The organism is Microcoleus sp. AT3-D2 (assembly GCF_036705715.1).
GTDB lineage: Bacteria > Cyanobacteriota > Cyanobacteriia > Cyanobacteriales > Microcoleaceae > Microcoleus.
Map to the genome: position 1 here is coordinate 125,606 of NZ_JAUBVE010000004.1, position 26,467 is coordinate 152,072.

The window sequence follows — 26,467 nt, forward strand, 5'->3', positions numbered from 1 at the left end:
AAATCCTCTAATCCGTCATCTGTCATTAGATAGATTTAGCCAAAGATGAAACTTATGAGACCAACTTGCCGTCTTATCTAAATGTTACAAAATATTAAAATAAATCACAACCTGAAACCAAATTTAAATCGCCAAAAAGCCTTAATGTAAAAAGTTTATGTAAACTTAGGAAAGTTAATTAAAGTAAATGTAAAGATATCAGTGGAAATACGGAAATTGATAGATATAATAGGTGGTACAGACGTGGATCTATTGCGGTGATTGGAATAAGCCTGTGAATACTATGCGTACTTTGATTCAGCTCACAACAACGGCAACCCTGGCAGCCTGCCTGCAAGTGAATATAGTCGGCACCGCAAATGCGGCTCAACTTGCCAGCAACTCAACTAGCAATTTCACAAAAGCCCGTAGCGTGGGCAAGATCGCGACGCGATCGACTCCCAGAGTTTGGACACTTGCACCAACCTCTAGGTTGGGAAATCCCCAACAATACGAACCAGACCCGAACGGGAACCCCAAAAGTGACGGTACGGGAACGCGCTGACCCCAAATTTTCAATAAATTTTCAATCTTCTATTCGCGGAGATTTGTACCAATTGGATTGGTTAATTAAAGTATGGCTGCACCAATCCGGGTCGGTGAGGGGATAGTCCACTCGGTAATGACCGCCGCGACTTTCAGTGCGAAACGCAGCACTTTTGACAATTAAATAGCCGATATCCAATAAATTGCCAACTTCTCCCCAATTTCGCAAAATTGAGCTATTCTCCGCCTCAGCAGGCGAAAAATCAATAATTTGTCCGGGTCGTAAATTATCAAGCGTTTGACTCAAAGGCAACGAAGCAAATTCTTGCCGCCAAATCTCAAGTTGGACGATCGCACTTTCCAAATCCCGCTGTCCCCGGCAAATTCCCGCACTCTGCCACACCAAATTCGGCAATTCGACCCGCAACTTTTCGATCGCCTCAATGTCCTTTTCAGAAATCGATTTTTCCAAAATTTCCCCTGCCTCGAACTGATCGGCGAATGCCTCGGGCCTTGCACCTTCTAGCTGCAAAAGTCCCATCTGCGCCCCAAAAACCAGACATTCCAGCAGCGAATTGCTCGCCAACCGATTAGCGCCGTGTACCCCCGTGCTGGCAGTTTCTCCCACCGCGTACAAACCCGGAATCGAAGTTTGGTTAAACTTGTCAGCGACAATTCCTCCCATCCAGTAATGGGCAGCGGGCGTCACCGGCACCGGTTCGGAAAAAATATCAATTCCCCAGTCAGCGCAAACTTGAATAATATTCGGAAACCTGTAGCGCAGTCGATCGACCGCAATCGGGCGCAAATCCAACCAAACATGAGGTTCCCCCGTCTTCTGCAAGTGGCGGAAAATAGCGCGGCTGACAACATCCCTAGGGGCGAGTTCCCCGCTGGGGTGAGAGTCAAAGGCAAAGCGATATCCCTTACTGTCAACCAAATGAGCTCCTTCTCCCCGCACCGCTTCGCTAATCAGAAACCGAGGCGCGCCCACTTTGCTCAGTGCCGTCGGGTGAAACTGCACAAATTCTAAATCTCGCAGCAGCACCCCGGCTCGCCACGCAATTGCTACCCCGTCCCCGGTACTTACCGACGGATTGGTTGTTTGAGCAAAAACCTGTCCGCCGCCGCCTGTCGCCAGCACCACGGCTTTGGCCTGCAGCCACTTGACTTGTGAGCCACAAATCGAGCTAATCCCCTGACAGCGCCCGGTTTTGTCTAGCCACAGACTCAAAGCAAAGGCAGGGGATACGAGTTGAATGTTTTTGCGACTTAATACTTTTGCTGTCAGCGTACTGATGACGGCTTTGCCCGTAGTGTCGGCGGCGTGGAGAACTCGGCGGCGGGAGTGGGCGGCTTCTAGGGTGAGGGCTAAATCTGGGCCGGTGCGATCGAATGCAACGCCCATTTTCACGAGGGAGTCAATGCAAGCACCAGCTTCCTCGACTAAAAATTTCACCGCCTCCAAATCGCAAAGACCGGCTCCGGCAGCCAGTGTATCCTGAACGTGCAGCGCTGCGGAATCTTCAGGGGCGATCGCCGCCGCAATTCCTCCTTGAGCCCAATCGCTGGCAGAAACAGGCAGGGTATTTTTATTGATCAAGCCCACGTGCAAATGCTCTGGCAGGCAAAGTGCTGTGTACAAACCCGCCGCGCCAGCACCTATTACCAATACGTCAAATTTGTCAGTCATAAGTCTGCCGCCAGTCTATTTTAGATTTTAGATTTTAGATTTTAGATTTTAGAATTGAGTCTACAGATGAATCTGGGGACTTGAACTAATGTCAGTCAACGGATTTTAGATTTTAGATTTTAGATTTTAGATTTTAGATGAATCAGGGGAACCCGCTGATTTCAATCTAGCGAATTTTGGTCGGCTTTTGCCGAATGGTGGTTGAAAGTAAGTCTTGATAAATTAAAGGCAGAAGTCATCAGCCTAAGAGAAAAAATCTTTTCTTTCTGCCGAATGCCTTCTGCCCAATGACTTCTGCCTTCAAATGAGGCCCGCTGCTACCTAGTCGTAGAGACCGTTATTCAACCTGGTATCTCCTTCAATAAAGACTGATTCGACATCAGTTATGGTGAATTTGTCCAAGTTAGCTTGCAGCACTTTTTTCTGAGCTTCCGTCAAACCTGAAATGTTGAGTACGTCCTCAACTTTTTCGTAAGGAGCGTTCTTAATAATTAGTCCAGCTAAAGTGGGATACAACCCTCGATATTGGCGAAAGTCCCGGACGGCGCTGTTGTTCAAATCAAGTTTTTTGCCGTATTCTGTGGCAAGCTTCTCATCGGCGCGATTGGTTCTAGCCGGAGCTTCAACAGCTAGGAGCGAGGATGATGGCAAGACGATACGGCTTAATGACGCCGCGATCGCGCTTTGGTCTCCAGCCCATGCAAAGCAGCCCAGCACTAAGCCCAATACTGCCAATAGACGACCCAATCGTTTCATGAAGTTTTGTCTCCCAATTTCATACACAGCATTTATGTAGAGACTACCATTTTGCTTATGCAGTTTTTCAGATAAATCCGCAATAAGTAGAGGGCTGTTATAAACTTTACATTTGGGTATTGACAAGGCGGACAATATATGACATTAGCTGACTTTTAAGCATCGCAGGCAAGTTTATCAAAGGCACTCCCAATTAAAAACTCGGACTGCCCTTTTAAAGAGTTAATTTTTGCCCCGCCCCCAATTTTCTCGCTATCAAGAACTTTTTCCTTTCGTTTTGAGAAAAGCGTTCAAGTCAGCATAGGTACCGCCGTAAGCCACGCTGGGATTCTCGTAACCCTTCAAAGCAACGGTGTGCTGCTCGAAAGCGCCCTGCGCCCCCAATTGCGTCAAGTATTTGTAGGTAGTTTCTCCCACAGCGATATCCTTGCCGAGTTGCTTGGTGCAAGATTCCAGGCGAAATGCTGCGTTTACAGTATCTCCCAAGGCGGTATAGTCCGATCGGTCGCTGCTGCCAGAATTTCCCACCATTGCATAACCGGTATTGATTCCGGCCCCGACTCGCAAAGGAAAAGGAAGGGGGTAACGGCTGCTGAGTTCGTCTGTTGCTTTGTGCAGTTCGCTCAAAGCTTGGCAAATCCGCATCATTTCCTCGCTGCTGACATCGCTGGTTTTGTGGAACCAGACTGCCATGATGGCATCACCAATGTATTTGTCCACCCAACTGCCGTGTTCACGAATGATCTGTCCTGCTTTGCGGAACCAATTGCCGATAACTTCCGAGAGGAGGGTTTCGTCTAGCTGCCTAGTCAAAACTGTAAAGTCTCGGATATCCATTACCATGACGCTAATCAGGCTACGCACCGTCAAAGTCGCCGTAAAATCTTCAGAGTCTGTCTCGTGTATTGGTGGATCGTGCCGGTGGCCGGCGGTTGGGTTGTAGAAGTCCAATTCGGTTTGACCGAAAATAATCCGATCGCCATTTCGGAGAGTGACAGGAATACTGACCCGCCGCCCGTTGACAAAGGAACCATTGCGGCTGCCCAAGTCGATCAGGTAGAACTCTCCTGTCTCCATTTGCTGTAACATCGCGTGATTACGGGAAATCCAGCGATCTGTCAGTACAAAATTATTGTCATCGCTCCGCCCTACTGTCCAGCAATTGCTGCCGGAGAGCGGCAAGTAGCGATTGCCGCCTTCTGTGCGAAGTACCATATGTGGATTGGGTTGCACTCGTCACAACAGTCCTAGAAACGACACAAAATTAACCGATTTGAGATTTTAGACTTCAGATTTTAGATTTTTTAGTCTATCGTCGATGCACCTAGCCCCTGCAGGATTTGTGAACCATAAATTCGATCGAGCTAGCGAAGGTATTTATGATTCGCTCTACCAAAGCAGGCAGTAAAAACAGACTGTCTACCAAGATTGTACCTGATCATACTGCCTGCCCCGGAGGGGAGACAACTTTTATTTATTTTGATGGGCCAGAAAAAAGTGGGAAAATGGCTCTCTGGCTAGGCGGCTAGCGTGTACACACAAGTCCGAAATCTTTCAACACAATTCCTGAAACCCAAGTTTCGCATGAATCTCAGAAAGGAAGCTTATTTTCATGAATTTTAAGTTATTGATTCGGCAAAACGAGAAATCAAGAATCTAGGAAACAGGGGTTCTACAATATGGGTCAGCGATCAACTTGTCTGTACACGGTAGAGCTAGGCGGGGGGTAGGGGGTGTGGGCTGGTATGCAGATCCAGACTTCTGCCCACTACTCCCTATGGTGTAGGCTGCCAATTTCAACCGGAACAGCCGATCGTACCGAAGATTTCCTTGCAACCATCAGACTTACATTCCGTCCATGGGCAGTAGTGCTAGTTCCTAACGCTAATAATCCAAGCCCTTCATCGCCAATAATGATAGCAGAATTCACACCTCTATCGTGCTTAGTTTTGCAGTTGGAACAACTCCAGCTACGCACTGCTAACGGCTGGGTACCAACCTGATTCAGGCCTAGGTGGCAACTCTTACTCGATGGTGCGAAAAACCGACCAATTTCGAGGTAAGTTTTACCTCTATTGCAGCTTTGTCTTTGACTTGTATGGTCAAATTTGACCATCCGCCATCGCTAATTACTTTAGCTAGGCATGGATTTTTTTACCCGGTTATTTACTGCCAAATTGTCAACAAGGATGATTTTGTTTTCCGGCACCAATTTGGGAGACATTTTTTCCTAGGATTCCTCACGAGCGTTTGCCATCTTTTCGTTAGCTATGGCACTATACGGGCTTTAGGGCGATGATTGGAATCTTGATGTTTGCGATATAGTTTATGCTGCTTACAGTTTAGATTTTTATAATTTGTGGTTAATAGCAAAAACGACCCCCATCTTTCCTATAAATTTGAGGAATTTATCACAAAAAGTTAGTATTTTTTGTGGGTACTAAATTGATTGCTTGTCATGCGTTAACTAGAACTTCGGGAAAGATGCTCGTTATTCAAATAAGTTGATAAATGCTCTGCATAGGTTTAGTTCATATATCTCGATTTTGACGGCTTTGTTGTGGCAATCGTTGCGACATTTACGGTTATTTATCAAAATTTTAAAAAAAATATTGATTGTTACCGTCTTGTGATATCTGAGATATTGGTTATTTCTTGCCTGTTTAACTCGTTCTCCAGCTAAGAGTGAAGACCACAAACAGGACGGCAAAAAACAACCCTGGTTTTCATTCCACCGCTAAGATGAGTACAGTTATAGCGGGGCACTTCCCGCCGAGTAAGTTAAATTGGAAGAGAATTGTATGTTGTCGAAAAGAATTTTACCTTGTCTAGATGTGAAAGCCGGTCGCGTGGTCAAAGGTGTCAATTTTGTCAATCTTCAGGATGCTGGCGATCCGGTAGAAATGGCTCAGGTTTACAATGATGCGGGTGCTGACGAGTTGGTGTTTCTGGACATTACGGCGACTCACGAAGACCGGAATATTATGATCGATGTGGTGTACCGAACGGCCGATCGCGTATTTATCCCTTTGACGGTGGGCGGCGGTATCCAATCCTTAGACACAATTAAAAGTTTATTGAGGGCGGGCGCAGACAAGGTGAGTATTAATTCGGCGGCGGTGCGCGATCCGAGTTTAATTGACAAAGCCAGCGATCGATTTGGTAATCAGTGCATTGTAGTGGCGATCGACGCCCGCAAACGGCAAGATGCGAACAATCCTGGTTGGGACGTGTACGTGCGCGGAGGGCGAGAAAATACCGGCAAAGATGCGATCGCCTGGGCCAAAGAAGCCGAACAGCGTGGCGCGGGGGAAATTCTCGTGACAAGCATGGACTCTGATGGCACTCAAGCCGGCTACGACTTGGGATTAACCCGGAGTATCGCTGAAATTGTCGAAATTCCCGTCATTGCTTCCGGCGGCGCCGGCAACTGTCACCACATCTACGAAGCCGTGACTGAGGGCAAAGCAGAAGCTGCACTGCTGGCTTCCCTGCTGCATTACGGGCAACTCAGTGTAGGAGAAATTAAAACTTATCTAGCAAAATGTCAAGTTCCCGTGCGACAGCAGCAGCCATTAGTTATTAGTCATTAGTCAGTGGATAGTGGATAGTGGATAGTCGGGAACATATCTTAATCTCTTGCAACATTTTCCATAAACCGCTCTGCGGGTTCACTCAAGCGCCCTCTCACATTGCAAACAGGCTAAATAAACCCCCCCACCCCACGATCAAACCAGTTACTGACATTGATACCGGTATGTGAGGCGCATCCGAAGGCACTTATAGAGAATTTTTTTGATTCTACACAAGTGCCTTCTACATAAATCTCTTGGGGCGATCGACGCCAGTCATCTAGAAATATTCCCTGAGAAGGATTTCAAATACCAGTTTTTTCAGCTAAATATTATATATTAGCTCAATTTGAAAGAGAGCAACACTTGCTTTTCTCAAACTTGAGTTAAAGATTGTGCAGAAGTTGAGTGAGCTTCAGCCTGTCAACAATCTCAGCAATTAAAATTTGTAAAAACGGAGAAATTGTGTATGTCTTTTATCAGCTTTAACTTTCCTGCCAAGCGTTTAGTTCGCACTTTAATAGCTGTTTGTTTTTGTGCTTTGATGTTTGTTTCTAATGCTTTCCCGGCTTTTGCAGTTACTAGCAGCCCCACCAAAGGTGAAGACCAACTTTTAGGAATTGAAAAAGAATCTCAAGAAGCTGTACTGAAAAAACCAATGTCCTTGGAAGAAACTCAAAAAAAAGCGAGCGAAGGGCCCAACGAAGTTCAGGGAGCCGCTGACATTGAAAAAATGAAAAACCCTTCCAACACAAACGCTACATCCTTTGAGCAACAAGTCAAAAAAGCTGTTGGTAACATCAAAGACTAACTCAGCGCGCAGTTGTCAGCCGAAAGTTGTCAGTATAAAAGATTAGGGACACGGCGTCGCGCCGTGTCCCTTGAAATGTCGTATCCAATCTAAATTTATCTCTACTTTTCAGAATTGGTATCAGATTGAATAAAAAAGTGGAAAGGACTTGGCACCTTTCGGCTTTACGAACACTCTTTGCTGGGGCTGCAAGTGCAAAATATCGAATCTTTCTCTCGTCAAATTAGCGTTTACTACTTGACCGTCATCTAATGTTAATTCTACCTGAATTTCCCATCCCAAATGAATCAAGCGACTGATTCTTGCAGGCACTGTTGCACTATTTTCTGTAGTTTCAATTACTACGTCGTGAGGGCGCAAGAAAATCTCCGGGTTGGCTGAGTCAAAGCCGTTGCCTTGAAACATTCTTGAACTGCTGGGCAATACATTGACTGGCCCGATAAAACTCATTACGAAAGCACTAGCTGGATGGTCGTAAATTTCTGCAGGTGTGCCGACTTGTTCGATTTTACCTTTATTCATTACTGTAATTCGATCGGCAACTTCCATCGCTTCTTCTTGATCGTGCGTCACAAAGACTGTGGTAACGTGTACTTCGTCGTGCAGTCGCCGCAACCAAGCACGCAAATCTTTGCGAACTTTGGCATCGAGAGCTCCAAAAGGTTCGTCTAGCAGTAACACTTTCGGTTCCACAGCCAGGGCTCTGGCGAGGGCCACCCGCTGCCGCTGGCCCCCTGAAAGTTGCGACGGGTATCTATCGCCCAATCCTGCCAATTGCACTAAATTCAACAATTCTTCTACCCGCGATTTGACTTTTGCGGGTGGTGTTTTCTGAATTTGCAGCCCGAAAGCGATGTTTTTTCGCACTGTCATGTGCTTGAATAGCGCGTAGTGCTGAAACACGAACCCAATTTTGCGGTCTTGGACGCTAGTATTGGTCGCATCTTGACCTGTCAGCCAGATTTTGCCGGAGTCGGGCATTTCTAAACCCGCAATCAGTCGCAGCAGTGTAGACTTGCCGGAACCTGACGGGCCAAGCAATGCGACTAGGGAACCCGATTCAATTTCTAAGCTGACTCGATCGAGTGCTTGGAAACTGCCAAACTGTTTTGATACGTTTTCTACGACTATGCCCATAGGTAGGAAGAAGGAAGAGGGAAGAGGGAAGAGGGAAGAGGCAGGATACAGGAAGCAAGAGGCAAGAGGCAAGAGGGAAAAATGTTAATCTCCGGTTTGTGGATGGGTTAAGGTAAGTTTTTTTATAGCACGATCGCACATCAGTTTGTTAATTTTAGGGTTTTGGCGATCGGTCAGTCGATTTTAGATTTTAGATTTTAGATTTACTTGCAGCTTGGAATCTGGAAGATGGAACTTTGGTATAAAATTTTGGGCTCTCCAGGAAAGGAGTCGGGGCTTTGTATCGGTTTTGGGCGGTGTCAAACAGCCGAAAATTAACAAAAATGCACCTCCAGAACAAAACAACACAATTCTTTGCCACCAAAGTTGGCGTTTGGTACTACAATGCAGCAAAAGTTCAAGCGTTTTTGACTTCAACGGCTGAGGGGATAAAGGAAAATGGGAGATGTTGGACGTGTGCCTGTAGGAATTATCGGCGCTTCAGGGTACGGCGGCGTGCAACTTGTGCGACTGCTGGCGGACCACCCGGCGGCTGAAGTAGTTTATTTGGGCGGGGATAGCAGTGCAGGAAAACCTTATTCCAGCCTTTACCCGCATCTGACTAACTGCATTGATTTGACAGTCGAGGCGATCGACCTAGACAAAATAGCGGCAAAATGTGAAGTTGTGTTTCTGTCGCTGCCGAACGGTTTAGCTTGTAAAATGGCACCGACGCTGCTCGAAAAAGGCTGCAAAGTCTTGGATTTGTCGGCTGACTACAGATTTGAAAATCTGGAAACTTACAAAGCTTGGTACGGAGGCGAACGATCGGACTCTGCTTTAGCTGCAACGGCTGTTTACGGTTTGCCAGAATTGTATCGCGATCAAATTAAAGACGCTCAGTTAGTAGGCTGTGCCGGCTGCTACGTCACGGCTAGTTTATTAGCCCTGGCACCTTTGCTCAAACAAGGCCTCATTGTGCCAGAAACAGCAATTATCGACGCCAAATCCGGTGCTTCTGGGGGGGGGCGCAAAGCCGAAGTTAATCTCTTGTTGGCTGAAGCAGAGGGTTCTCTGGGCGCTTACGGCGTTGGCCGCCACCGCCACACGCCCGAAATCGAGCAAATTTGTAGCGATTTAGCCGGACATGATATTAAAGTTCAGTTTACTCCCCACCTAATTCCGATGGTGCGGGGAATTCTGGCGACTGTTTACGCAACTTTGCGCGATCCGGGTTTGGTGAGGGAAGATTTAATCACAATTTTCAGTGCTTTTTACCGTAATTCTCCTTGGGTAAAAGTGTTGCCGGCTGGAGTTTACCCGCAAACAAAATGGGCTTGCGGCACGAATCTTTGTTATATAGGCATCGAAGTCGATCCGCGTACTGACAGGGTGATTGTGCTATCGGCCATCGACAATTTAATTAAGGGACAAGCCGGTCAAGGCATCCAGTGCATGAACTTGATGATGGGTTGGGAAGAAACTTTGGGTTTGCCACAATTGGCTTTCTATCCTTAATTGAGAATTGGGCATGGGGCATGGGGCATGGGGCATGGGTAATTGGTAATTGGTAATTGGTAATTGGTAATTGGTAATTGGTAATTGGTGGGTTTACGAGATTGTTGGTTTTAGGCAATTATTTCTGGTAAAACCCGCCCCTACAGGATGTAAATTGCCGATGCCCGATGCCCAATTCCCGATGCCCCATGCCCAATTCTCAATTCCCCATGCCCAATTCCCCATGCCCAATTCCCCATGCCCGATTACCAAGTATTATTTTGGCCCGTAACCGATCGACCCAGCATAAATTGCCCGATCGCCCAATTGGTCTTCAATCCGCAATAAACGGTTGTATTTGGCAACTCGTTCGCTGCGACACAAAGAACCAGTCTTGATTTGGCCGGCGCGAGTCGCTACCGCTAAATCGGCAATTGTGGTATCTTCAGTTTCACCGGAACGGTGGCTGATGACGGCTCGATAGCTGTTCCGTTTGCCCAGGTCGATCGTATCCAAAGTCTCGGTCAAAGAACCAATTTGATTCAGCTTAATCAAAATCGAATTGCTAGCTTTCAAATCAATTCCTTTTTGCAGCCGCGTGCGATTAGTAACAAACAAATCGTCACCAACCAATTGAACTTTGCTGCCCATTTTCTGCGTCAGCGCTACCCAACTTTCCCAATCGTCTTCATGCAAACCATCTTCAATGGAAACAATCGGATATTGACTGGCCAAACCATCCAAATAATCAATTAATTCGGCAGGCGAATGAGCCACACCGTCGTAAGTGTACTGCCCATTTTTGTAAAATTCGCTAGCAGCAACATCCAAAGCTAAAGCAACTTGTTCACCCGGTTTGTAGCCAGCTTTTTCAATAGCTGCAATCAACAAATCCAAAGCTGCTTGATTGGATTTAAGATTAGGCGCAAAACCGCCTTCATCACCCACACCAGTCAGCAAACCCTCAGCTTTTAAGACTTTACTCAAGGATTCAAATACCTCTGCACCCCAGCGTAAAGCTTCTTTAAAAGATGGCGCGCCCACAGGGACAATCATAAATTCTTGAATGTCCACATTATTGTTAGCGTGAGAGCCCCCGTTGATCACGTTCATCAGTGGTACGGGCAAAACGTTCGCCAAGGGCCCGCCCAAGTAGCGGTAAAGGGGGAGTCCTAAAGTCTCGGCGGCCGCCTTTGCTGTGGCTAAGGAGACTCCAAGAATGGCATTTGCGCCGAGGTGGGATTTGTTGGGGGAACCGTCCAAGTCAATCATGGTTTTGTCTACCAGCGCTTGGTCGATCGCATCTAGATTAGCCAAAGCCGGAGCAATTTTGTGTTCGACGTTAGCGACGGCTTTTAGGACTCCTTTGCCGTTATAACGTTTGTTGTCGTCGTCGCGAAGTTCGTGGGCTTCAAAAGAGCCTGTAGAGGCACCGCTGGGGACTTGGGCGATCCCGACAACACCGTTGGCTAGGTAAACTTCAGCTTCAATGGTGGGGCGCCCACGGGAGTCGAGGATTTCTCTGGCTTGAATAGATTCGATCGCAGTGTCTAGCATATTAATTATTCCTGACTTAACTCAAGGTTTCATGACAATTAGCAGTCTCCGGGTTTTCCCACGCTGACTGCTGACGGGTAATAGAGTACGCGATCCCCAGAATTATTGGTGCACAGTTCAAAATATTTGCGGATTTGGACGAGCAGACAGGTGTCAATAAGCTAGGCTTGTTGAATAAAGACCTCCGACAAGTTTGACAGTAATTTGATTGTTTTTAACCCCAGATTCCCGCAGATTTATTAATTGGAATTTTTGTTAAAATCAGAATGTCAACAAAGTCAATCAAAAAAGGAGAAAATTAGGATGTTAGGAACAAATCTTGGAGAAATTAGAGCATTAGCTGAAAATTCAGACCCTATTATTGCTGATCCCCCAAACACCAAATTACTCACAGGGCCATTGCCAAATCCAGCCAGTGACCCCAACTTTTTTGACTTAACTCCCAATGACGACGCAGTTCAATTAGCAAACGGAATTCTGCGGAATACTCCCGGAGGTTTGCGGGCTTTAGAGGGTAACGATTTTGTCAGAGGTTCCGGTGGTGCGGAACTGATGAACGGTAACAGCGGCACAGATACTTTAATCGGAGGTTGCGGCAGCGATACTATTCGCGGCGGCCAAGATTTTGACATTCTTTATGGAGAATGTGGCAGCGATTTTGTCAGCGGAGATCAAGGTGATGACTACGTTTATGGAGGTACAGCCAATGACTTTATTCGCGGCGGTAAAGGGAATGATGCTTTAGTAGGAGAGAGTGGAAACGATACTCTAATCGGTGATGCTGGAATTGATAGACTTTGGGGAAGTGAAGGCGCAGATTTGTTTGTCCTCCGCACAGAAGTGGGAGGCACTTCGGGAGAAATTGGTTCGATTCAACCGCCTCCTAGTGGCAATTTTGATGTAGATGAAGTGCCGGCAGATTTTATTCTCGATTACAATCCGGCTGAAGGTGATGTAATTGGATTGGCGTCTGGATTGACGCGAAATGATATTGTTTTGAGCGAAAGGTTTTTAACAATTGGTGATGCCAGAGATTATGACAGCAGTGGCCCTTTTCCTCCGGGAATTCCTCGCACTGCTGATTTTAGAATTTTAAATACTAAGGCGACGGTGATTCGGGAAGCTAGCACCGGCAATATCTTGGGTTTGGTGAAGGATGTTTCGCCGGATCAACTTCAGTTTATATCTGTATCGGATGAGGCGATCGTTCTAGGGTAATCCTCATAGGTTTGTAGTAAGCACTTGAGTCCTAGGAGAGGATCTAAAGCCCTGGCTACAAACCATTCCATTCGTTTCCCAATTCTGGATTTCAAGACCAGAAATCCGCCACATCATATCCCATTTCGGTGAGCATTTGCCGCAGCAGAGGTAAGCTTAAACCAATCACATTTGTGTGGCATCCTTCGATTTGTTCTACAAACAAACCGCCTTTACCTTCGAGTGCAAAACAGCCTGCACAGGCGAGGGGCTCTCCGGTAGCGACGTAAGCCGCTATTTGGCGGGAGGTAACTTCGGCAAAATGAACTTTTGTAACTTGGCAGCGAATGAGCGATCGCGACCTTGCCTGATCAAAGTCATCGAATCTAGTATCAATTAAAGCATGACCCGTATAGAGTTCGCCCACCTTACCGCGCATTTTGTGCCAGCGCGAGATTGCTTCTTCCGCATCCTTGGGTTTGCCGTGAATTTCGCCATCTATGAGCAAAATTGAATCGCATCCCAACACCAAACAAGATTTGGGATTGGAGATTTGGGGGTGAGAATTAGCTAGTAAAAACTTAGCTACAGCCTCAGCTTTTCCCTCTGCTAAAACTTGCACTAAATTAGTGGCATCTTTCATTTGTATTTGCCCTTCATCAAAGTCGCTGGGGCAAATCACAGCTTGAATGCCAGCATTTTCTAGCAGGCGGCGGCGCGCGGGAGAAGCTGAAGCTAATACGAAAGTTGGAATTTTCATAATAAGTTAACAAGGAAGAAGGAAGAAGGAAGAAGGAAGAAGGAAGAAGGAACAAAAAGAAACTATTCCCCATCCCCAACGCCCATGCCCCATTCCCCATTCCCAATTACTTTTTAAACCTAATAAACAGAGAAAGATTTAACAACTTTCTCAAAAGCTTCTTTTACTTTGGGCCAGCGTTCTTCGGTAGTGGAAACGTTAAGCGTAAAAAGTTTGCCGCGGCTGACTGCTACACTCGCTAAGTTGTGCCGTTCTTGGTTTGGCAACTTAACGGCGTATTCTAAAATGTAATAGTTTTTCGATCGCGATTCACGAGCTTCTGCATTGACTAATTCAGCTTCGCGGCCGGAATCAGCCGGGGCGATCGCACTTTTGCTGAGCTTGTATCCCACATCCGTCGGCGAACCCAAATCCGCCAGAGTTTTGTCCTTCGCGACTGGACTGATTACCACGCTGACGTTCTCAGTTTGCTGAATCAAATCGCGGAACACCACATCGGGCCCGTTAGAAACCGCGATCGGCAGCCAGCCGTTAGGATAGAGAAATTGATAGCCGTCGCCAGTATCAACGTAGCTTTTGAGCCCGGTGACTTTAGACACACAACCGGTCAAGGTGAGGCTTAGAACCACCAGAAGTATTGCCGCAATTCGTTTGAGCATTCTTTTTACGGGTAGAGTAAAACAAAAATATTTAATTTTAATTGTCTCACCAAACCTTGCCCCTAAAAATAGTTAAGCCATGGATCGCTGTTTGTGTACCGCCCGCGATCCATAGCCATATAGTTTAATTGTTAACAAAGTCATTAAAGCTGAGTCAGCCAGCTAATCAGCCCGTGCTTGGTCGAAACTTCTAAAGCCAAGAGAGAAACAAAGCCAATCATGGCAAGGCGGCCGTTTAAGCGTTCAGCGTAGGGGGTAAAGCCGGTGCGGGGTTCGTCATCGATGTATACTGTCGGCTCGATCGCAAAATTGTTCATTTTGCCTTGGTCGTCCAGCATTAAGCCTCGGTTACTCATGTTTTTTTTCCTAAATGGTTTTTAGTGTACTGTAACTAAATGTAACAGACTTGTGAAGATATGTAAAGGATTGTGAGAATTTTTTTTTAAAGACCTCGCTCTGACACCATATTTAAAAAAAAATCCAACTGTAGGCCAGCTCTAAACCCTTATATAGTCAGTGTTTTCCAAATCTAAAATCTAAAATCTAAAATCTAAAATGGTATGACTGTGGGTAGACTCTGGGCCCCGGAGGGGGGAGGATAGAGTGGAGAGGCACAAAAGTCGATGGTGTATGGCAAATCCAGTCTGGGTTTGACGAAAATTGTGGAACGGAGGAAAAATTTATGCGGGCCAGTCTGGAAATGCGGTGGTTTTATAGCGGTGCACTGCCAAAATCAATCAATCAATGGTTTGGAAGCGAGAGTCTCGGCGGGTATCTTTCGCCTCCTGAAGAGCGGGAAGACATATATTTACTAATACCAAGCTGCGACTACTTGGGAGTGAAGCTACGTGGGAAAACCTTGGAGGTAAAGTGGCGTCAGGGAGAGTTGGGGACGATGCAGTTCGCCAATCGCTGGGAAGGCAAAGCCGAAAAGTGGCTGAAGTGGGTTTGTGCGGACACGATGGCGCCGATACCGGCGGATATTATAGCGACAGGAAAGTGGGTGGCAGTCAAGAAAAAGCGAGCGCAGCGTCTTTATCAAGTTTCGGCCCCTGGTTCCCTGATGTCTGTGCCTGTGGAAGCCCCAATTCCCCAAGGTTGCACCGTGGAACTTACTCAGTTGAACATTAACGGCAGCGCGTGGTGGACTTTGGGATTTGAAGCTTTTGGCAGCGAAAGTTGTTTGACAGAAAACCTGCAAACAGTAGCTACTTGGACTAGCAAGAGTTATCAGGCGCAAAAGTTAAAAGCTGAGGATTCTTCTGCTTATCCGATTTGGCTAGGCAGCAAGTAATCTCAAACCCGGCTTTAATAATACCTCCTGTATTTTTTAGTCCTCCTCTGCAGAGACGAGAAGCAAGTGTAGACGCGGTTTCAACCGCCGAGTCTGGCAGTCCTGGACGCAACTGACATATATAGTAATATCATTCCGGTGCCACCGGAATGATGTTGACTGTTGAGTGTTGACTGTTGACTGTTGACAGTGAACAGTCAACTCGAATTTACTATTCCCATGCTAACGGGTTTGATATAAGGTGCTCTACTACCCGAAATCTTCAATAATATTTCAATAACGGAGTCTGACGCACCTGAGATGTTGCACCATTTTCAATTAGGTTTTTTACGGGCGGGCTCTCCTGCCCAACCCCTACTCCCCACAAGAAAACTCACTCTTTGTGGAACAGGCCGGAAAGCCTGTTAAGCGAGAATGGTGCAAGATGCACCCTAAAAATCGATCGTCCTGTGGCAGTTTGCCTTAGTCTTATCTGAGAGAGGGGGTTTGTAACTATTCTCCCTCTCTCCGATTCTCCCCCTCTCCGATTCTCCCCACTCTGCCCGCACTTCTGAGAATTTGACAAGCTAACATTGCCGCCCCAAACCCATTATCAATATTCACCACACCCACACCAGCCGCACAAGAATTGAGCATAGTTAAAAGAGGAGCAATCCCGCCAAAACTCGCGCCGTAACCTACACTTGTCGGCACAGCAATCACCGGACAATCTGCCAAACCCGCAACCACACTCGCCAAAGCACCTTCCATACCCGCAACCGCAATCAACACATCAGCATCAGCAATCACGTGCCGGTTGCTCAGCAAGCGGTGAATGCCGGCAACTCCGACATCCCACAAACGTCGCACCTGAAAACCGCAAAGTTCCGCAGTAATTGCCGCCTCTTCCGCTACAGGCAAATCTGCCGTTCCCGCACTGATAATAGTCACAGTACCCGGATGCTGCGGAGTTGGGGAATTGGGAGAAATTGCACAAATTCGAGCCTTTTGGTAGTAGCACAAATCGGGTATTTTTTGTTGCAGTTGCTCGAAAACTTCCGGTTCGATTCGTGTCGCCATCACCGCAGAATTTCGCCCGCGCATCGCCTCGATAATCTCAACAATTTGGTCTGGCGTTTTCCCTGGGCCCCAAATTACTTCAGGAAAACCAGTTCTTAAAGTGCGGTGGTGGTCAATTTTGGCAAAATCGCCGACTTGTTCAAAGTCAAAATGCTTTAATTTATCCAAAGCTGCGATCGGGCTAATATCCCCTGTCGCGACAGATTCGAGTAACTTCTGTAAAATTTTAGGTTCCATTAATTAATGACTGACTAATGACTGCTGACTGCTGACTATTCTGTTATTTTCAGGTCGTACAAATTCCAGAAAGCACCGCCGAGGGCACTGTAGCGAATTCCCGAAACGCGATCGCGCACGGCCTCAAAAGTCAGCGGATTCACCATATAGATAAACGGCACTTGTTCCGCTATAATCCGCTGCGTTTCAGCATAAAGTTCCTTGCGCTTCGCCTCATCGAGCTCCTGAGAAGCTTTCACGTAAAGGTCATCTATTTTCTGTTCCCAGTCGTCAACTTTCCAACCCTTAATCGGCGGTTCTCCGGCTTGCGGGCCCTGGTTGAAACTGTGCAGCGTGCCGTTAACAGACCAAATATTGTAGCCGCTGTGCGGTTCAGTACCTCCCGTAAAACCGCCGAGGTAAGTATCCCAATTCCGCGTCAACCGCAGCTTTTCCACATAAGTGTTAAAACTCAGGAACTGCGTATCAATTTGCATCCCCAGTTTGCCCAAGTCTTGCTTAATTTGCGTTGCCATTTGTTCCCGAACTTTTTTACCTGCCGCCATCAACAAAGTAAATCGCACCTTGTTGCCATCAGCATCCAACAATTCGCCGTTACTATTATACTTGAAACCAGCACTTAACAGTAACTCTTTGGCTTTTTGCGGATCGTAACTGTAAGTTTTCAATCCCTGTTCTGGGGACAGGTAGAACGGGCTTTGCGCCGGAATTGGGGAATGCAGGGGCGCGCCAAGTCCGCGATAAATATTGTTAGTCATGGCGGATCGGTTGATGCCGTAGGCGATCGCCTGCCGGAATTCCTTACTCGCGAACCAGCGAGACTTAACCGGGTCTACAAACGGCTGATTTTGAGCATTGCGCCCCTTATTCAGATTGAAACACATAAACACGCTGCCAGTATCGGGGCCGCCGTTGAATACCGTATATTTGCCGCGTTTTTCCTCCCGTTTCAGCAGCGGAAACACTTCCGGTTCCACGTTCAGAGTATCCAAATCACCCGATCGAAAATTCAGCAGTTGATTATCAGTATTTTCGATAATTTGCCAAACAATTTGCTGGATGTAAGGTTGAGGATTTCCCTCAGCATCTTTGCGCCAAAAATACGGATTTCGTTCCAAAACAACGCGCTGATTAGGAGTATAACTCAGCATTCGGTACTGACCATTTCCGACAATTTTTTTAGGGTCAGTATCAGTGCCCCAAGTAGCCAGGTATTTAGGGTTGCCGTCTGCATCTGTATTTTCTACAGCTTCCTGTAAAATATGACCTGGTAAAATCGGGATTCCGCCAGCATATCTAATAAATGGAGCAAAGGGTTCGGCAACGGAAAATTCAACGCGGCGGCTGTCAATTTTTTTAACTTTTGGAAATTCGCCACTGATGCCAACCCTCAGAATATCTTTCAAACCGCTAGGAATTTTGTCATTGAAATAAATTTTTTCATAACTGAAGATAATGTCATCAGTAGTCATCGGTTCCCCGTCCGACCATTTCAATCCCTCTCGCAGGGTAAAGACAATCTTTTTGCCATCTTTAGAAACTTCCCATGATTCAGCTAAACCGGGTTCTAACTCGGATGTCAAGCCGTTTTCGTTGATTAATCCCTCGTACATATAACCAAAGACGCTGTATGCAGATTGATTGAGGGGGTAGTTAAAGGTGGCCGGGCCGCTGGGGGTGGGAACGATGAGTCTGTTTACTAAGTTCGATCGGGCTGGAGTACACGCAGACAGAGTTAGGGTGGCAATTGCCGCCAGTAAAATCGCCAGCCAGCGCAGTCTTGAATGTAGCATCATAGAAATTTTCATAATTTTTTAGTTTACCATCTGCGTGCAACTATGACTGAGATTGTAACCAACCGAGAAAGTTTTTAGTGACAGAGAAATACTTTGTAATCCCGGCTTCTCGCAAAACATCTTGAACTTCCGGTAGACCAAATTCTTTGACGTTACCGCTGAGAAATACTTTGGTTTCTGTAGAATGCGATCGGGCATGACTGAGGATACAGTGTAGAATCAAATTGTCTGTTGGGTCTTTTTTGATGATAGGTGTGTTTAAATTTGCTTGAATAATCTCGGAATTTAATGCAATCATTTCGGCATTACATGACATCATAGAAATTGCTTCACGCAACCGCAATTCAATTTCATCTATTCGTTCAAGATAGTAAACTAATGACTCTTCTAGGTGAAAAGATAGAGAGGCGACCTTTTCAGAGGTCACATCTCGCTTTGTTTCGCTAATTTGACGGCTTAGCTGTTCCTTAAAAGAGTTTTGTCGCTTCAACTCGTCCTCGAAAGCTGACCAAGCCTCCATATAACAAACGCTGGGTATGACTAACTGAACTGATGAGGACAAATCTCTGAGCAACATAATTGCTTCAGCCTCACGCCCTGTAGCAATACTCATCAGAAAGTTGGTCTCGATATATATAATTGCCACCTAATTCCACTCCTGATTTTGTTGTTCCACTTGCGAGTAATGGCAGCAAACCGATGGCTGATATCTGTTCTGATGCTGGAGGAATTTCGGATTTCCAGTTATAATCTAAGTCATGCAGCCACGATTCTATCAGCCCCCCAATGGTACGTTCAGAGAGCCATCGACTGCCAAAACTCGGCATATAATAGCGACATATTTCACCAGTATTTAGAGTGCAAACAGGCTCCGATAAATTTACACCATCCCATTTGAAAATCAAAATTTGTTCCGCGTCAATAAACATAGCATAGGGAACGAGGGCGTTTTTTTCAGACAGCTTAGCTAACACAGCTTTCAGCCAATCGATCGCGCGATCGATAATTTTCTGTTTCGCGGCTGGTTCTTGAGCTTGAATAATTTTAACCTCGATTAGCACGACTATGTTATCGTCCTTATCCAACGCGATCACATCCGCGTCTACGGGTAATTGTAACTCCCAAGTGTCAGTGTCCATGATTTCAGGCTTCCTAGCGATGTTGGATTTGAGATTAACTTTACAGTCAATTAGAGATTCTATAGTTCTATTTTTTGCCCAACAAAACTACAGCGTAAGCCGCGATTCCTTCTTCTCTCCCCACCGGGCCTAATTTTTCGTTGGTAGTAGCTTTGATGCCGATTTGGTCAGGTTTTAATTGTAGGACAGCAGAAAGCCGATCGCGCATTTGCTCAATATGCGGTTTCAGCTTCGGACGTTCGGCCACTACCACCGAATCAATATTGCCGATTTCCCAGCCTTTATCTAATATTAACTGATTGACTTGTGCCAGCAAGACGAGACTATCAGCACCTTTCCATTTCGGGTCAGTTGGAGGGAAATACAGCCCGATATCTCCTAAGCTCAGAGCTCCAAGCATGGCATCCATGATAGCGTGGGTAAGTACGTCTGCGTCGCTGTGTCCTAATAAGCCTAATTCGTGGGGAATGTGGACGCCGCCGAGGATGAGGGGGCGTTCTGGAACTAAGCAGTGAATGTCGTAGCCGTTGCCGATGCGGATGTTCATGTAAAGTAGATGTTTGGGAAGTATAGCAAAAGACAATTATTTCATGTTTCCGGAGAGATTGCTGAAAAATAATGGTCTTGATTTACGGACTTTGCGGTAATTGTAGCAAAGACATACAGATGTCGGTTGGTCAGTCTGTCTTCGACAAAAAAGTTGTCTGGCATCTATCTTATAGCTGTCATTATTGCGGGGAGGCAATCGAGTTAGATAATAGTGATGCTATACCTAACGAAATGAGAAAAGAGATTTTAGCAAAAGAAGGGACTTGGAACTTGATTGTATTGGAAAAAGAACAACGTGCAACAGTTGTAACAAAAATCCTGCGTCAGGCTATGGAATTGTCATTAGCTGAAGCGATGAACTTAAAAAAGAAGATGCCTGGTTCTGTTTTTGTCGGAACTAAAGCTGAGACCGATCGACTAAGACATCTTTTAGCTGCTGAAGGATTGACAGCTTCAATAAGCAAAACTGTAACTTAGTTCTGCCTGGGGAGTTCTATTAGCTTTCAAGTGCTAATCATCCCTGAAGATCCAACTAATAACGGCTACATCCTCAAACCTTATTCTCCCCTCTCCTGCAACCACCGATCGTACAAATCCGATCGCCTTTGGCGCGTTCTTTCAATTTGCTGTTGCTTGCGCCAGCGAGCAATTTCTGCGTGATTACCAGACAGCAACACGTCGGGCACCTTCAATCCCCGAAAATCCGCCGGTCGAGTGTACTGCGGATAATCCAAAAGTCCGTCTTCAAAACTCTCAAACTTTAGGGAATCTTCCTTCGCCACAGTTCCCCGCAGCAATCGCAAAACTCCATTTATCAAAGCTAAAGCCGGAATTTCGCCCCCCGTGAGCACAAAATCCCCCAAAGACACCTCGCGAGTTACCAAATGCAGCACTCGATCGTCCACACCTTCATAATGACCGCAAATCAACACCAACTGATCGCGATCGGCTGCCAACTCCCGAAACATCGCCTGCTGCATCGGTTCCCCCTGGGGAGTCAGCAAAATCACCTCCCGCCGCGGCAAAATCGGCAGCGACTCCACCGCAGCAAAAATCGGTTCCGGCTTCATCAGCATCCCCACTCCCCCCCCGTAAGGCTCATCATCGACTCGCTGGTGTTTGTCTGTGGTAAAATCGCGGGGATTGACAAAATTCACCTCAGCAATCTTTTTAGCTAAGGCTTTGCCCATCAGTCCCGACTCTAGGGGAGCCCGGAAAAATTCTGGAAATAGGGTAACAACGTCAAATCGCACAATTATTGGAATTTCATTGATACATCACCTCTAGTTTGACCTTTAGAGGGAGTTCAGTTTTCAGTAATTGCTTTATTCTTTATAATTTCTTATAATTTCTGAAAATTTTGGCAAGTTAAATTCTCTTCCTGTGTCTGCGGGTCGGTTTTGTACAAAAATAATCGGTTTTTCATGACAGCGACTGCAAGTAAACTCGCCCCCAAACAACTGCGGGATACTGCGATCGGCGATCGCACCTCGCTCGCAAACAAATATTTATTCTTAAAAAGCCCTATTCTACCCACAGCAACGGCAAAATTGAATTTCACATCCAACAGAGGAAGACATACCATGCAGCAGTTGACATCTCAAGCCCTTGAACACAATATTCCCCAGCGCACAAAAACCTCGATTATGGTCATCGGGGGAGCCGAAGACAAAGTTCACGGGCGAGAGATTCTGAATACCTTTTTTTGCCGTGCTGGGGGTGCAAACGCTCGGCTGGCCATCATCCCGTGCGCTTCGCGAGATCCCGAAGGAATTAGCAACCGCTACCGCACCATATTTGACGAGATGGGCGTTAGCGCCGTCAAAGTAGTGGACATCCGCGAACGCGCACAAGCCGAAAACCCCGTCTGGAAAGATTACTTAGAAGATTGTACGGGCGTATTCATCACAGGCGGCGACCAACTGCGGCTCTGCGGGCTGCTGGCGGACACCCCGCTGATGGAGAAAATTCGCAAAGAAACTCTCGAAGGCAAGATTACCCTCGCTGGCACCAGCGCAGGTGCTGCGGTGATGGGATATCACATGATTGCAGGCGGTGGGAGTGGTGCGTCACCGAACCGCTCTTTAGTAGACATGGCAAACGGACTTAACATTATTCCTGAGATCATCGTAGACCAGCACTTTCACAACCGCAACCGCATGGCTCGCTTGCTGTCGGCTGTGGCTTGCCATCCCGATCGCCTCGCTATTGGTATTGACGAAGATACCTGCGCCTTGTTTGAGGGAGACGATACTATGAAAATTCTCGGTAAAGGCACTGTGACTATTGTTGATTCTAGGGAAAATTTTTATACCAATGAGTCTATGGTAGGAGCGACAGAACCCTTAAGTCTGTTCAATATGCGGTTGCACGTTCTGTGTCACGGAGATTGCTACAATATGCCCCAAGGCAAACCAATGCCATCAGGAGCGTGTTCCGAGTCTGGCTGGCCCCCCGAATGCCGCACAGCCAACTAACGTAGAACATCTCTTGTCATTGATTCGGCAGAAATTAGGCGGCATTCCGGCCGAATCATGGATACAACAAAGAATAGATTCCGAAGCAGCCACGGGCTGACCCCAGCAGGCAGAATCACAGAAAATTCTAACTTCGGGCTTTGAATTTTTGCTAGCCATTGACCTGTACTTGTTTTTAGCCGATCGCAGGGGCATGAATTTTCAATTGGGTAGCCCATAACTGGAAATTCACTCCCAAACTGTTCGCAGCGAACAGTCGATCGAGCAATCTAGATCGAAATTGAATAAATGCTCCAATTATCTATAAGATTTCGCGCCCCATACCCCTCTAACTGCCATGAAAATACTTAAAATCCAGACTTTACGCGGCCCCAACTACTGGAGCATCCGACGCCAGAAACTCGTCCTGATGCGTCTGGATTTAGAGGAGTGGGCAGATAAAACCACAGCGGAAATTCCTGGATTCTATGAAGGGTTGATCGCCGCACTTCCGAGTTTGAACGACCATCACTGTTCCCCAGGCCATCAGGGAGGATTCCTGCAACGGGTCAGAGAAGGCACAATGATGGGACACGTAATCGAACACGTCGCCCTAGAACTTCAGGAAATGGCAGGAATGCCGGTCGGGTTCGGCCGTACCCGCGAAACTGCGACCCCAGGTATTTACCAAGTAGTAATTGAGTATCAAAACGAACAAGCAGGTCGCTATGCAGCCCGGGCGGGCGTGCGACTGTGCCAAAGCATTGCCGAGACAGGCACTTATCCAGCAGCAGAATTAATCCAAGATTTGAGAGACCTGAGAGAGTTTGCTGCTTCGGCGGCCTTGGGGCCGAGCACGGAAACACTGATTAAGGAAGCAGAAGCGCGCGGCATTCCTTGGATACCTTTGAGCGCCAGGTTTATGATTCAACTCGGCTACGGGGTTCACCAAAAGCGGATTCAGGCAACTCTGAGCAACCGCACAGGAGTTTTGGGGGTAGAACTTGCCTGCGACAAGGAAGGTACCAAAAATATCCTCGCCAGCGCTGGTGTGCCGGTTCCCAGAGGAACGGTGATTAATTATTTGGATGAACTGCGCGGGGCGATCGAAGATGTCGGCGGTTATCCGATCGTCCTCAAACCCCTAGACGGCAACCACGGCCGCGGCATTACGATCGACATCAATTCCTGGGAAGCAGCAGAAGAAGCCTACGACTTAGCCAGCGCGGCATCAAAAACAAAAAGCGTGATAGTAGAGCGCTATTACGTCGGCCGTGACCACAGAGTATTGGTAGTCAACGGGCAAGTCATAGCAGTCGCAGAACGAGTACCCGCTAACGTCGTGGGCAACGGCAGGTATACAGTAGAACAGCTTATTGAAGAAGTAAACCGCGACCCGCAGCGAGGAGATGGACACGACAACGTGCTCACCCGGATCACGATCGACAAATTGTCCCTGGATTTGCTGCAAAAACAAGGATACGCGATGGACTCCGTAGTGCCGGCCGGCGAAAGAGTATTTTTGCGGGCGACAGCCAACTTGAGTACCGGTGGCATTGCAGTCGATCGCACCGACGAAATCCACCCAGAAAACGTCTGGCTGTTTTCCAGAGTCGCCAAAATTATCGGTTTGGACATCGCCGGCATTGACGTAGTAACTCCCGACATTTCCCAACCCCTGCGCGATGTCAACGGCGTCATCGTCGAAGTCAACGCAGCACCGGGTTTCAGAATGCACGTCGCCCCGAGTCAAGGTTTACCCCGCAACGTGGCCGGTGCCGTCTTCGATATGCTTTTCCCCTCGCCTCAACCCAGCCGGGTGCCGATTTTAGCGGTAACGGGAACCAACGGCAAAACTACAACCACTCGCCTGCTTGCTCACATTGTCAAGCAGACCGGTCAGATTACTGGCTACACGACTACCGACGGCACTTACATCGGCGATTATTTGGTAGAAACCGGAGACAATACCGGGCCACAGAGCGCTCAATTGATTTTGTCTGACCCGACGGTGGAAGTGGCGGTGCTGGAAACCGCTAGAGGCGGAATTTTGCGATCGGGCCTCGGCTTCGATCAGTGCGATGTCGGCGTCGTCTTGAACGTCGCAGCCGATCACTTGGGCATTGGCGACATCGACACCGTGGAACAACTAGCCAAACTCAAGAGCGTCCTCGTCGAGTCGGTAATGCCCAAAGGCTATGCAGTTTTGAATGCAGACGACCCGCTGGTATCACAAATGGCGCAGCGTGTCAAGGCTCAAATTGCATATTTTTCTATGAACCCGGACAACGAACTGGTTGCCAAACATACCGCTGCGGGCGGGCTGGCAGCGATTTACGAAAATGGGTATTTGTCGATTTTGAAAGGCGATTGGACGCTGAGAATTGAGCAGGCTGTGAACGTGCCGCTGACGATGGGCGGGCGGGCGCCGTTTATGATTGCTAATGCTTTAGCAGCTTGTTTGGCGGCTTTTGCCCAAGGATTGAAAATAGAAGATATTCGGGCTGCTTTGTCAAGCTTCCAAGCATCGGTCGGTCAAACTCCCGGGCGGATGAATTTGTTTAATTTGGGCAGCTATCACGCTTTACTCGACTACGCCCACAACCCGCACAGCTACAAAGCTTTGGGCAGTTTCGTGCTGAATTGGCCGGGGCTGCGGATCGGGGTTGTCGGCGCGCCCGGAGATCGGCGAGATGAAGATTTTGTCACGCTGGGTAAACTTTCGGCCGAGATGTTCGATCGCATTATTGTCAAAGAAGATATTGACAGGCGCGGGCGAGAACCCGGTGCTGTGGCAAAGTTAATTTGCCAGGGAATTGCAGAGGCGATTTCTGCAGGAACCGCAAAGAAATCTCAAGTTGAATACGAGTTGATTCTCGACGAAACAACGGCCGTTAACAAAGCTTTAGATGAGGCTCCTGCCGGCAGTTTGGTAGTGATTTTACCTGAAGGTGTCAACAAAGCTCTGAGTTTAATTGAAGCCCGGAAACCGATTCAGGAATCTGCCGTAAGTCAAAGCTTTGTTGATCGATCTAATGAGGAAAGTTTGAAACCGACCGTTGTGAATCAAGGCTAAATTCTTAAGTCTCATTTAATTAATAGGTTGGGTTGAACTTTGAGGAAACCCAACCTATTTGTTTAACGAGTCAGAAAATATCGCCTCCAACTAGCAGATAAAAGCGGGCATGAAGCAAGTTCTGAAGAATCCTCCCGATATCGATAGAAGGCATTGTTGACTCGTGCCACACTTCACTCCGGTAGCGGACGATCCACAAGAATCAGAGGAAGCCCACTTTCTACTACCCCCTCTGTCATAACTCTGAAATACCAACCGAGTCGTCCATTAGCGATCGCTCGTTTTGGCAAGTCTTTTATCCGCCATCGTCGCGCCAGTTTCCAACAGGGTTCTCGTGGCTGCGACACCTGAACTTGAGCCTCCCCAATCCTGTAGATGTCGCCGATGCAAACATCTTCTTCAGATTGATGCGCTACCGTGAAATTTTCTCCAAATGCACCGTAGGGAAAGTCCGGTAAATGAAGCTCCTGTTGCCACTTGGGATAGTGTGTTGCAGCATAAGCTAAGACGGCTTTTTCAACGCCACCGTGCAAGTTGAGATCGGCTTGCCCATCGCCCACAAGATTTGTTTTGCCCAGATAAACCGCCCCAGTAATGCGTTCCTTGAAGAATCCAGTTGTCCAAGGCCCCGACCTTGGATCGGCTGCGTCTTCAGTACCAAGCTGTCTTGGCAAACCCACTTGAATTGAAACGAGAAGAGGAACATCCATAAGTCGCT

At 47.2% G+C, this 26,467-nt stretch carries 27 protein-coding genes; 9 read left to right on the forward strand and 18 right to left on the reverse strand.

Annotated features, from left to right (window positions below; translation table 11 throughout):
- Nucleotides 1-274 precede the first annotated feature (274 nt).
- Nucleotides 275-544, forward strand: coding sequence for a hypothetical protein (locus QUB44_RS03300; RefSeq protein WP_333164448.1), 270 nt, complete (start codon nucleotides 275-277; stop codon nucleotides 542-544).
- Nucleotides 545-565: 21 nt separating this feature from the next.
- On the opposite strand, the gene nadB is transcribed toward QUB44_RS03300, so the two are convergent.
- From nadB to QUB44_RS31070, 4 genes are all read right to left on the reverse strand, one after another.
- Entirely contained in the window at nucleotides 566-2,218 is a 1,653-nt protein-coding gene (gene nadB, locus QUB44_RS03305) for an L-aspartate oxidase (protein ID WP_333363068.1), read from the reverse strand.
- Nucleotides 2,219-2,539: 321 nt separating this feature from the next.
- Nucleotides 2,540-2,974: a photosystem II complex extrinsic protein PsbU gene (psbU, locus tag QUB44_RS03310; RefSeq protein WP_333164451.1), complete on the reverse strand. Its 435-nt coding sequence runs from the start codon at nucleotides 2,972-2,974 to the stop codon at nucleotides 2,540-2,542.
- 255 nt (nucleotides 2,975-3,229) lie between these two features.
- Entirely contained in the window at nucleotides 3,230-4,189 is a 960-nt protein-coding gene (locus QUB44_RS03315) for an adenylate/guanylate cyclase domain-containing protein (protein ID WP_333164454.1), read from the reverse strand.
- Nucleotides 4,190-4,742: 553 nt separating this feature from the next.
- The gene (locus tag QUB44_RS31070; RefSeq protein WP_445299863.1) at nucleotides 4,743-5,090 is read right to left on the reverse strand and encodes a zinc ribbon domain-containing protein; all 348 of its coding nucleotides are present in this window, start codon (nucleotides 5,088-5,090) and stop codon (nucleotides 4,743-4,745) included.
- A 685-nt stretch (nucleotides 5,091-5,775) separates the two neighbouring features.
- Here QUB44_RS31070 and hisF point away from each other — a divergent pair.
- A complete protein-coding gene (gene hisF, locus QUB44_RS03320; RefSeq protein WP_333363072.1) occupies nucleotides 5,776-6,567 on the forward strand; it encodes an imidazole glycerol phosphate synthase subunit HisF in 792 nt (263 codons plus the stop codon).
- Between the two features lie 448 nt (nucleotides 6,568-7,015).
- Nucleotides 7,016-7,357, forward strand: a complete 342-nt coding sequence (locus QUB44_RS03325; protein ID WP_333363075.1) for a low temperature-induced protein — start codon at nucleotides 7,016-7,018, stop codon at nucleotides 7,355-7,357.
- Between the two features lie 120 nt (nucleotides 7,358-7,477).
- On the opposite strand, the gene QUB44_RS03330 is transcribed toward QUB44_RS03325, so the two are convergent.
- On the reverse strand, nucleotides 7,478-8,494 hold the full coding sequence (locus QUB44_RS03330) for a sulfate/molybdate ABC transporter ATP-binding protein (RefSeq protein ID WP_333363078.1): 1,017 nt from the start codon (nucleotides 8,492-8,494) through the stop codon (nucleotides 7,478-7,480).
- A gap of 438 nt (nucleotides 8,495-8,932) precedes the next feature.
- On the opposite strand from QUB44_RS03330, the gene argC reads away from it, so the two are divergent.
- Nucleotides 8,933-9,991, forward strand: a complete 1,059-nt coding sequence (gene argC / locus QUB44_RS03335; protein ID WP_333363081.1) for an N-acetyl-gamma-glutamyl-phosphate reductase — start codon at nucleotides 8,933-8,935, stop codon at nucleotides 9,989-9,991.
- A gap of 93 nt (nucleotides 9,992-10,084) precedes the next feature.
- Here the strand turns inward: argC and QUB44_RS03340 are convergent, their stop codons facing one another.
- Nucleotides 10,085-10,216 carry a hypothetical protein gene (locus tag QUB44_RS03340; RefSeq protein WP_333363084.1) on the reverse strand — a complete coding sequence of 44 codons (132 nt, stop codon included), beginning with the start codon at nucleotides 10,214-10,216 and terminating at the stop codon, nucleotides 10,085-10,087.
- A gap of 30 nt (nucleotides 10,217-10,246) precedes the next feature.
- Nucleotides 10,247-11,527 carry a phosphopyruvate hydratase gene (gene eno / locus QUB44_RS03345; RefSeq protein WP_445299864.1) on the reverse strand — a complete coding sequence of 427 codons (1,281 nt, stop codon included), beginning with the start codon at nucleotides 11,525-11,527 and terminating at the stop codon, nucleotides 10,247-10,249.
- Nucleotides 11,528-11,830: 303 nt separating this feature from the next.
- Here eno and QUB44_RS03350 point away from each other — a divergent pair, with 303 nt between their 5' ends.
- On the forward strand, nucleotides 11,831-12,745 hold the full coding sequence (locus QUB44_RS03350) for a calcium-binding protein (RefSeq protein WP_333363087.1): 915 nt from the start codon (nucleotides 11,831-11,833) through the stop codon (nucleotides 12,743-12,745).
- Nucleotides 12,746-12,836: 91 nt separating this feature from the next.
- Here the strand turns inward: QUB44_RS03350 and QUB44_RS03355 are convergent, their stop codons facing one another.
- The 3 genes from QUB44_RS03355 to QUB44_RS03365 all read right to left on the reverse strand — a co-directional run bounded on the left by QUB44_RS03355 (nucleotide 12,837) and on the right by QUB44_RS03365 (nucleotide 14,499).
- Complete coding sequence (locus tag QUB44_RS03355) at nucleotides 12,837-13,484, reverse strand: nucleoside triphosphate pyrophosphatase (protein WP_333363090.1); 648 nt, start codon at nucleotides 13,482-13,484, stop codon at nucleotides 12,837-12,839.
- 119 nt (nucleotides 13,485-13,603) lie between these two features.
- On the reverse strand, nucleotides 13,604-14,143 hold the full coding sequence (gene psbP, locus QUB44_RS03360; RefSeq protein WP_333057481.1) for a photosystem II reaction center PsbP: 540 nt from the start codon (nucleotides 14,141-14,143) through the stop codon (nucleotides 13,604-13,606).
- A gap of 143 nt (nucleotides 14,144-14,286) precedes the next feature.
- A complete protein-coding gene (locus QUB44_RS03365) occupies nucleotides 14,287-14,499 on the reverse strand; it encodes a high light inducible protein (RefSeq protein ID WP_333084124.1) in 213 nt (70 codons plus the stop codon).
- A gap of 326 nt (nucleotides 14,500-14,825) precedes the next feature.
- On the opposite strand from QUB44_RS03365, the gene QUB44_RS03370 reads away from it, so the two are divergent.
- A complete protein-coding gene (locus QUB44_RS03370) occupies nucleotides 14,826-15,437 on the forward strand; it encodes a hypothetical protein (RefSeq protein ID WP_333164468.1) in 612 nt (203 codons plus the stop codon).
- Nucleotides 15,438-15,929: 492 nt separating this feature from the next.
- On the opposite strand, the gene larB is transcribed toward QUB44_RS03370, so the two are convergent.
- The 5 genes from larB to ispF form a co-directional block, all read right to left on the reverse strand.
- Complete coding sequence (gene larB / locus QUB44_RS03375) at nucleotides 15,930-16,733, reverse strand: nickel pincer cofactor biosynthesis protein LarB (RefSeq protein ID WP_333363093.1); 804 nt, start codon at nucleotides 16,731-16,733, stop codon at nucleotides 15,930-15,932.
- A 35-nt stretch (nucleotides 16,734-16,768) separates the two neighbouring features.
- A complete protein-coding gene (locus QUB44_RS03380; protein WP_333164473.1) occupies nucleotides 16,769-18,529 on the reverse strand; it encodes an ABC transporter substrate-binding protein in 1,761 nt (586 codons plus the stop codon).
- Between the two features lie 40 nt (nucleotides 18,530-18,569).
- The gene (locus QUB44_RS03385) at nucleotides 18,570-19,142 is read right to left on the reverse strand and encodes a PIN domain-containing protein (RefSeq protein ID WP_333164475.1); all 573 of its coding nucleotides are present in this window, start codon (nucleotides 19,140-19,142) and stop codon (nucleotides 18,570-18,572) included.
- Complete coding sequence (locus QUB44_RS03390; protein ID WP_333363097.1) at nucleotides 19,120-19,668, reverse strand: hypothetical protein; 549 nt, start codon at nucleotides 19,666-19,668, stop codon at nucleotides 19,120-19,122. The genes QUB44_RS03385 and QUB44_RS03390 overlap by 23 nt, the downstream gene beginning before the upstream one ends.
- Before the next feature lie 67 nt (nucleotides 19,669-19,735).
- A complete protein-coding gene (ispF, locus tag QUB44_RS03395) occupies nucleotides 19,736-20,215 on the reverse strand; it encodes a 2-C-methyl-D-erythritol 2,4-cyclodiphosphate synthase (RefSeq protein ID WP_333164498.1) in 480 nt (159 codons plus the stop codon).
- A 119-nt stretch (nucleotides 20,216-20,334) separates the two neighbouring features.
- On the opposite strand from ispF, the gene QUB44_RS03400 reads away from it, so the two are divergent.
- The gene (locus tag QUB44_RS03400) at nucleotides 20,335-20,694 is read left to right on the forward strand and encodes a hypothetical protein (protein WP_333363100.1); all 360 of its coding nucleotides are present in this window, start codon (nucleotides 20,335-20,337) and stop codon (nucleotides 20,692-20,694) included.
- Between the two features lie 80 nt (nucleotides 20,695-20,774).
- On the opposite strand, the gene trmD is transcribed toward QUB44_RS03400, so the two are convergent.
- Nucleotides 20,775-21,470 carry a tRNA (guanosine(37)-N1)-methyltransferase TrmD gene (trmD, locus tag QUB44_RS03405; protein WP_333363103.1) on the reverse strand — a complete coding sequence of 232 codons (696 nt, stop codon included), beginning with the start codon at nucleotides 21,468-21,470 and terminating at the stop codon, nucleotides 20,775-20,777.
- Between the two features lie 330 nt (nucleotides 21,471-21,800).
- Between trmD and QUB44_RS03410 the strand changes: the two genes are divergently transcribed.
- Together QUB44_RS03410 and cphA are read left to right on the forward strand one after the other, a co-directional pair.
- Nucleotides 21,801-22,694 (forward strand): cyanophycinase, encoded by an 894-nt coding sequence (locus QUB44_RS03410; protein WP_333164500.1) that lies wholly within the window; start codon nucleotides 21,801-21,803, stop codon nucleotides 22,692-22,694.
- 337 nt (nucleotides 22,695-23,031) lie between these two features.
- The gene (gene cphA, locus QUB44_RS03415; protein ID WP_333363106.1) at nucleotides 23,032-25,749 is read left to right on the forward strand and encodes a cyanophycin synthetase; all 2,718 of its coding nucleotides are present in this window, start codon (nucleotides 23,032-23,034) and stop codon (nucleotides 25,747-25,749) included.
- A 62-nt stretch (nucleotides 25,750-25,811) separates the two neighbouring features.
- On the opposite strand, the gene QUB44_RS31075 is transcribed toward cphA, so the two are convergent.
- Nucleotides 25,812-25,919: a 3-alpha domain-containing protein gene (locus QUB44_RS31075; protein WP_445299865.1), complete on the reverse strand. Its 108-nt coding sequence runs from the start codon at nucleotides 25,917-25,919 to the stop codon at nucleotides 25,812-25,814.
- A gap of 3 nt (nucleotides 25,920-25,922) precedes the next feature.
- Nucleotides 25,923-26,459 carry an MOSC domain-containing protein gene (locus QUB44_RS03420; protein ID WP_333363109.1) on the reverse strand — a complete coding sequence of 179 codons (537 nt, stop codon included), beginning with the start codon at nucleotides 26,457-26,459 and terminating at the stop codon, nucleotides 25,923-25,925.
- Between the last annotated feature and the right edge of the window lie 8 nt (nucleotides 26,460-26,467).

Coding starts and splice junctions, on each gene's coding strand:
- QUB44_RS03330 (WP_333363078.1), bottom strand. CDS start 8,494: ATGGGCATAGTCGTAGAAAACGTATCAAAACAGTTTGGCAGTTTCCAA.
- psbU (WP_333164451.1), bottom strand. CDS start 2,974: ATGAAACGATTGGGTCGTCTATTGGCAGTATTGGGCTTAGTGCTGGGC.
- larB (WP_333363093.1), bottom strand. CDS start 16,733: ATGGAACCTAAAATTTTACAGAAGTTACTCGAATCTGTCGCGACAGGG.
- argC (WP_333363081.1), top strand. CDS start 8,933: ATGGGAGATGTTGGACGTGTGCCTGTAGGAATTATCGGCGCTTCAGGG.
- QUB44_RS03350 (WP_333363087.1), top strand. CDS start 11,831: ATGTTAGGAACAAATCTTGGAGAAATTAGAGCATTAGCTGAAAATTCA.
- QUB44_RS03380 (WP_333164473.1), bottom strand. CDS start 18,529: ATGATGCTACATTCAAGACTGCGCTGGCTGGCGATTTTACTGGCGGCA.
- QUB44_RS03315 (WP_333164454.1), bottom strand. CDS start 4,189: ATGGTACTTCGCACAGAAGGCGGCAATCGCTACTTGCCGCTCTCCGGC.
- hisF (WP_333363072.1), top strand. CDS start 5,776: ATGTTGTCGAAAAGAATTTTACCTTGTCTAGATGTGAAAGCCGGTCGC.
- QUB44_RS03365 (WP_333084124.1), bottom strand. CDS start 14,499: ATGAGTAACCGAGGCTTAATGCTGGACGACCAAGGCAAAATGAACAAT.
- QUB44_RS03400 (WP_333363100.1), top strand. CDS start 20,335: ATGTCGGTTGGTCAGTCTGTCTTCGACAAAAAAGTTGTCTGGCATCTA.
- QUB44_RS03410 (WP_333164500.1), top strand. CDS start 21,801: ATGCAGCAGTTGACATCTCAAGCCCTTGAACACAATATTCCCCAGCGC.
- QUB44_RS03385 (WP_333164475.1), bottom strand. CDS start 19,142: ATGAGTATTGCTACAGGGCGTGAGGCTGAAGCAATTATGTTGCTCAGA.
- QUB44_RS03420 (WP_333363109.1), bottom strand. CDS start 26,459: ATGGATGTTCCTCTTCTCGTTTCAATTCAAGTGGGTTTGCCAAGACAG.
- QUB44_RS31070 (WP_445299863.1), bottom strand. CDS start 5,090: ATGGTCAAATTTGACCATACAAGTCAAAGACAAAGCTGCAATAGAGGT.
- cphA (WP_333363106.1), top strand. CDS start 23,032: ATGAAAATACTTAAAATCCAGACTTTACGCGGCCCCAACTACTGGAGC.
- QUB44_RS03355 (WP_333363090.1), bottom strand. CDS start 13,484: ATGAAAATTCCAACTTTCGTATTAGCTTCAGCTTCTCCCGCGCGCCGC.
- QUB44_RS03325 (WP_333363075.1), top strand. CDS start 7,016: ATGTCTTTTATCAGCTTTAACTTTCCTGCCAAGCGTTTAGTTCGCACT.
- QUB44_RS03390 (WP_333363097.1), bottom strand. CDS start 19,668: ATGGACACTGACACTTGGGAGTTACAATTACCCGTAGACGCGGATGTG.
- QUB44_RS03370 (WP_333164468.1), top strand. CDS start 14,826: ATGCGGGCCAGTCTGGAAATGCGGTGGTTTTATAGCGGTGCACTGCCA.
- ispF (WP_333164498.1), bottom strand. CDS start 20,215: ATGAACATCCGCATCGGCAACGGCTACGACATTCACTGCTTAGTTCCA.
- psbP (WP_333057481.1), bottom strand. CDS start 14,143: ATGCTCAAACGAATTGCGGCAATACTTCTGGTGGTTCTAAGCCTCACC.
- eno (WP_445299864.1), bottom strand. CDS start 11,527: ATGCTAGACACTGCGATCGAATCTATTCAAGCCAGAGAAATCCTCGAC.
- QUB44_RS03340 (WP_333363084.1), bottom strand. CDS start 10,216: ATGGGGAATTGGGCATGGGGAATTGAGAATTGGGCATGGGGCATCGGG.
- nadB (WP_333363068.1), bottom strand. CDS start 2,218: ATGACTGACAAATTTGACGTATTGGTAATAGGTGCTGGCGCGGCGGGT.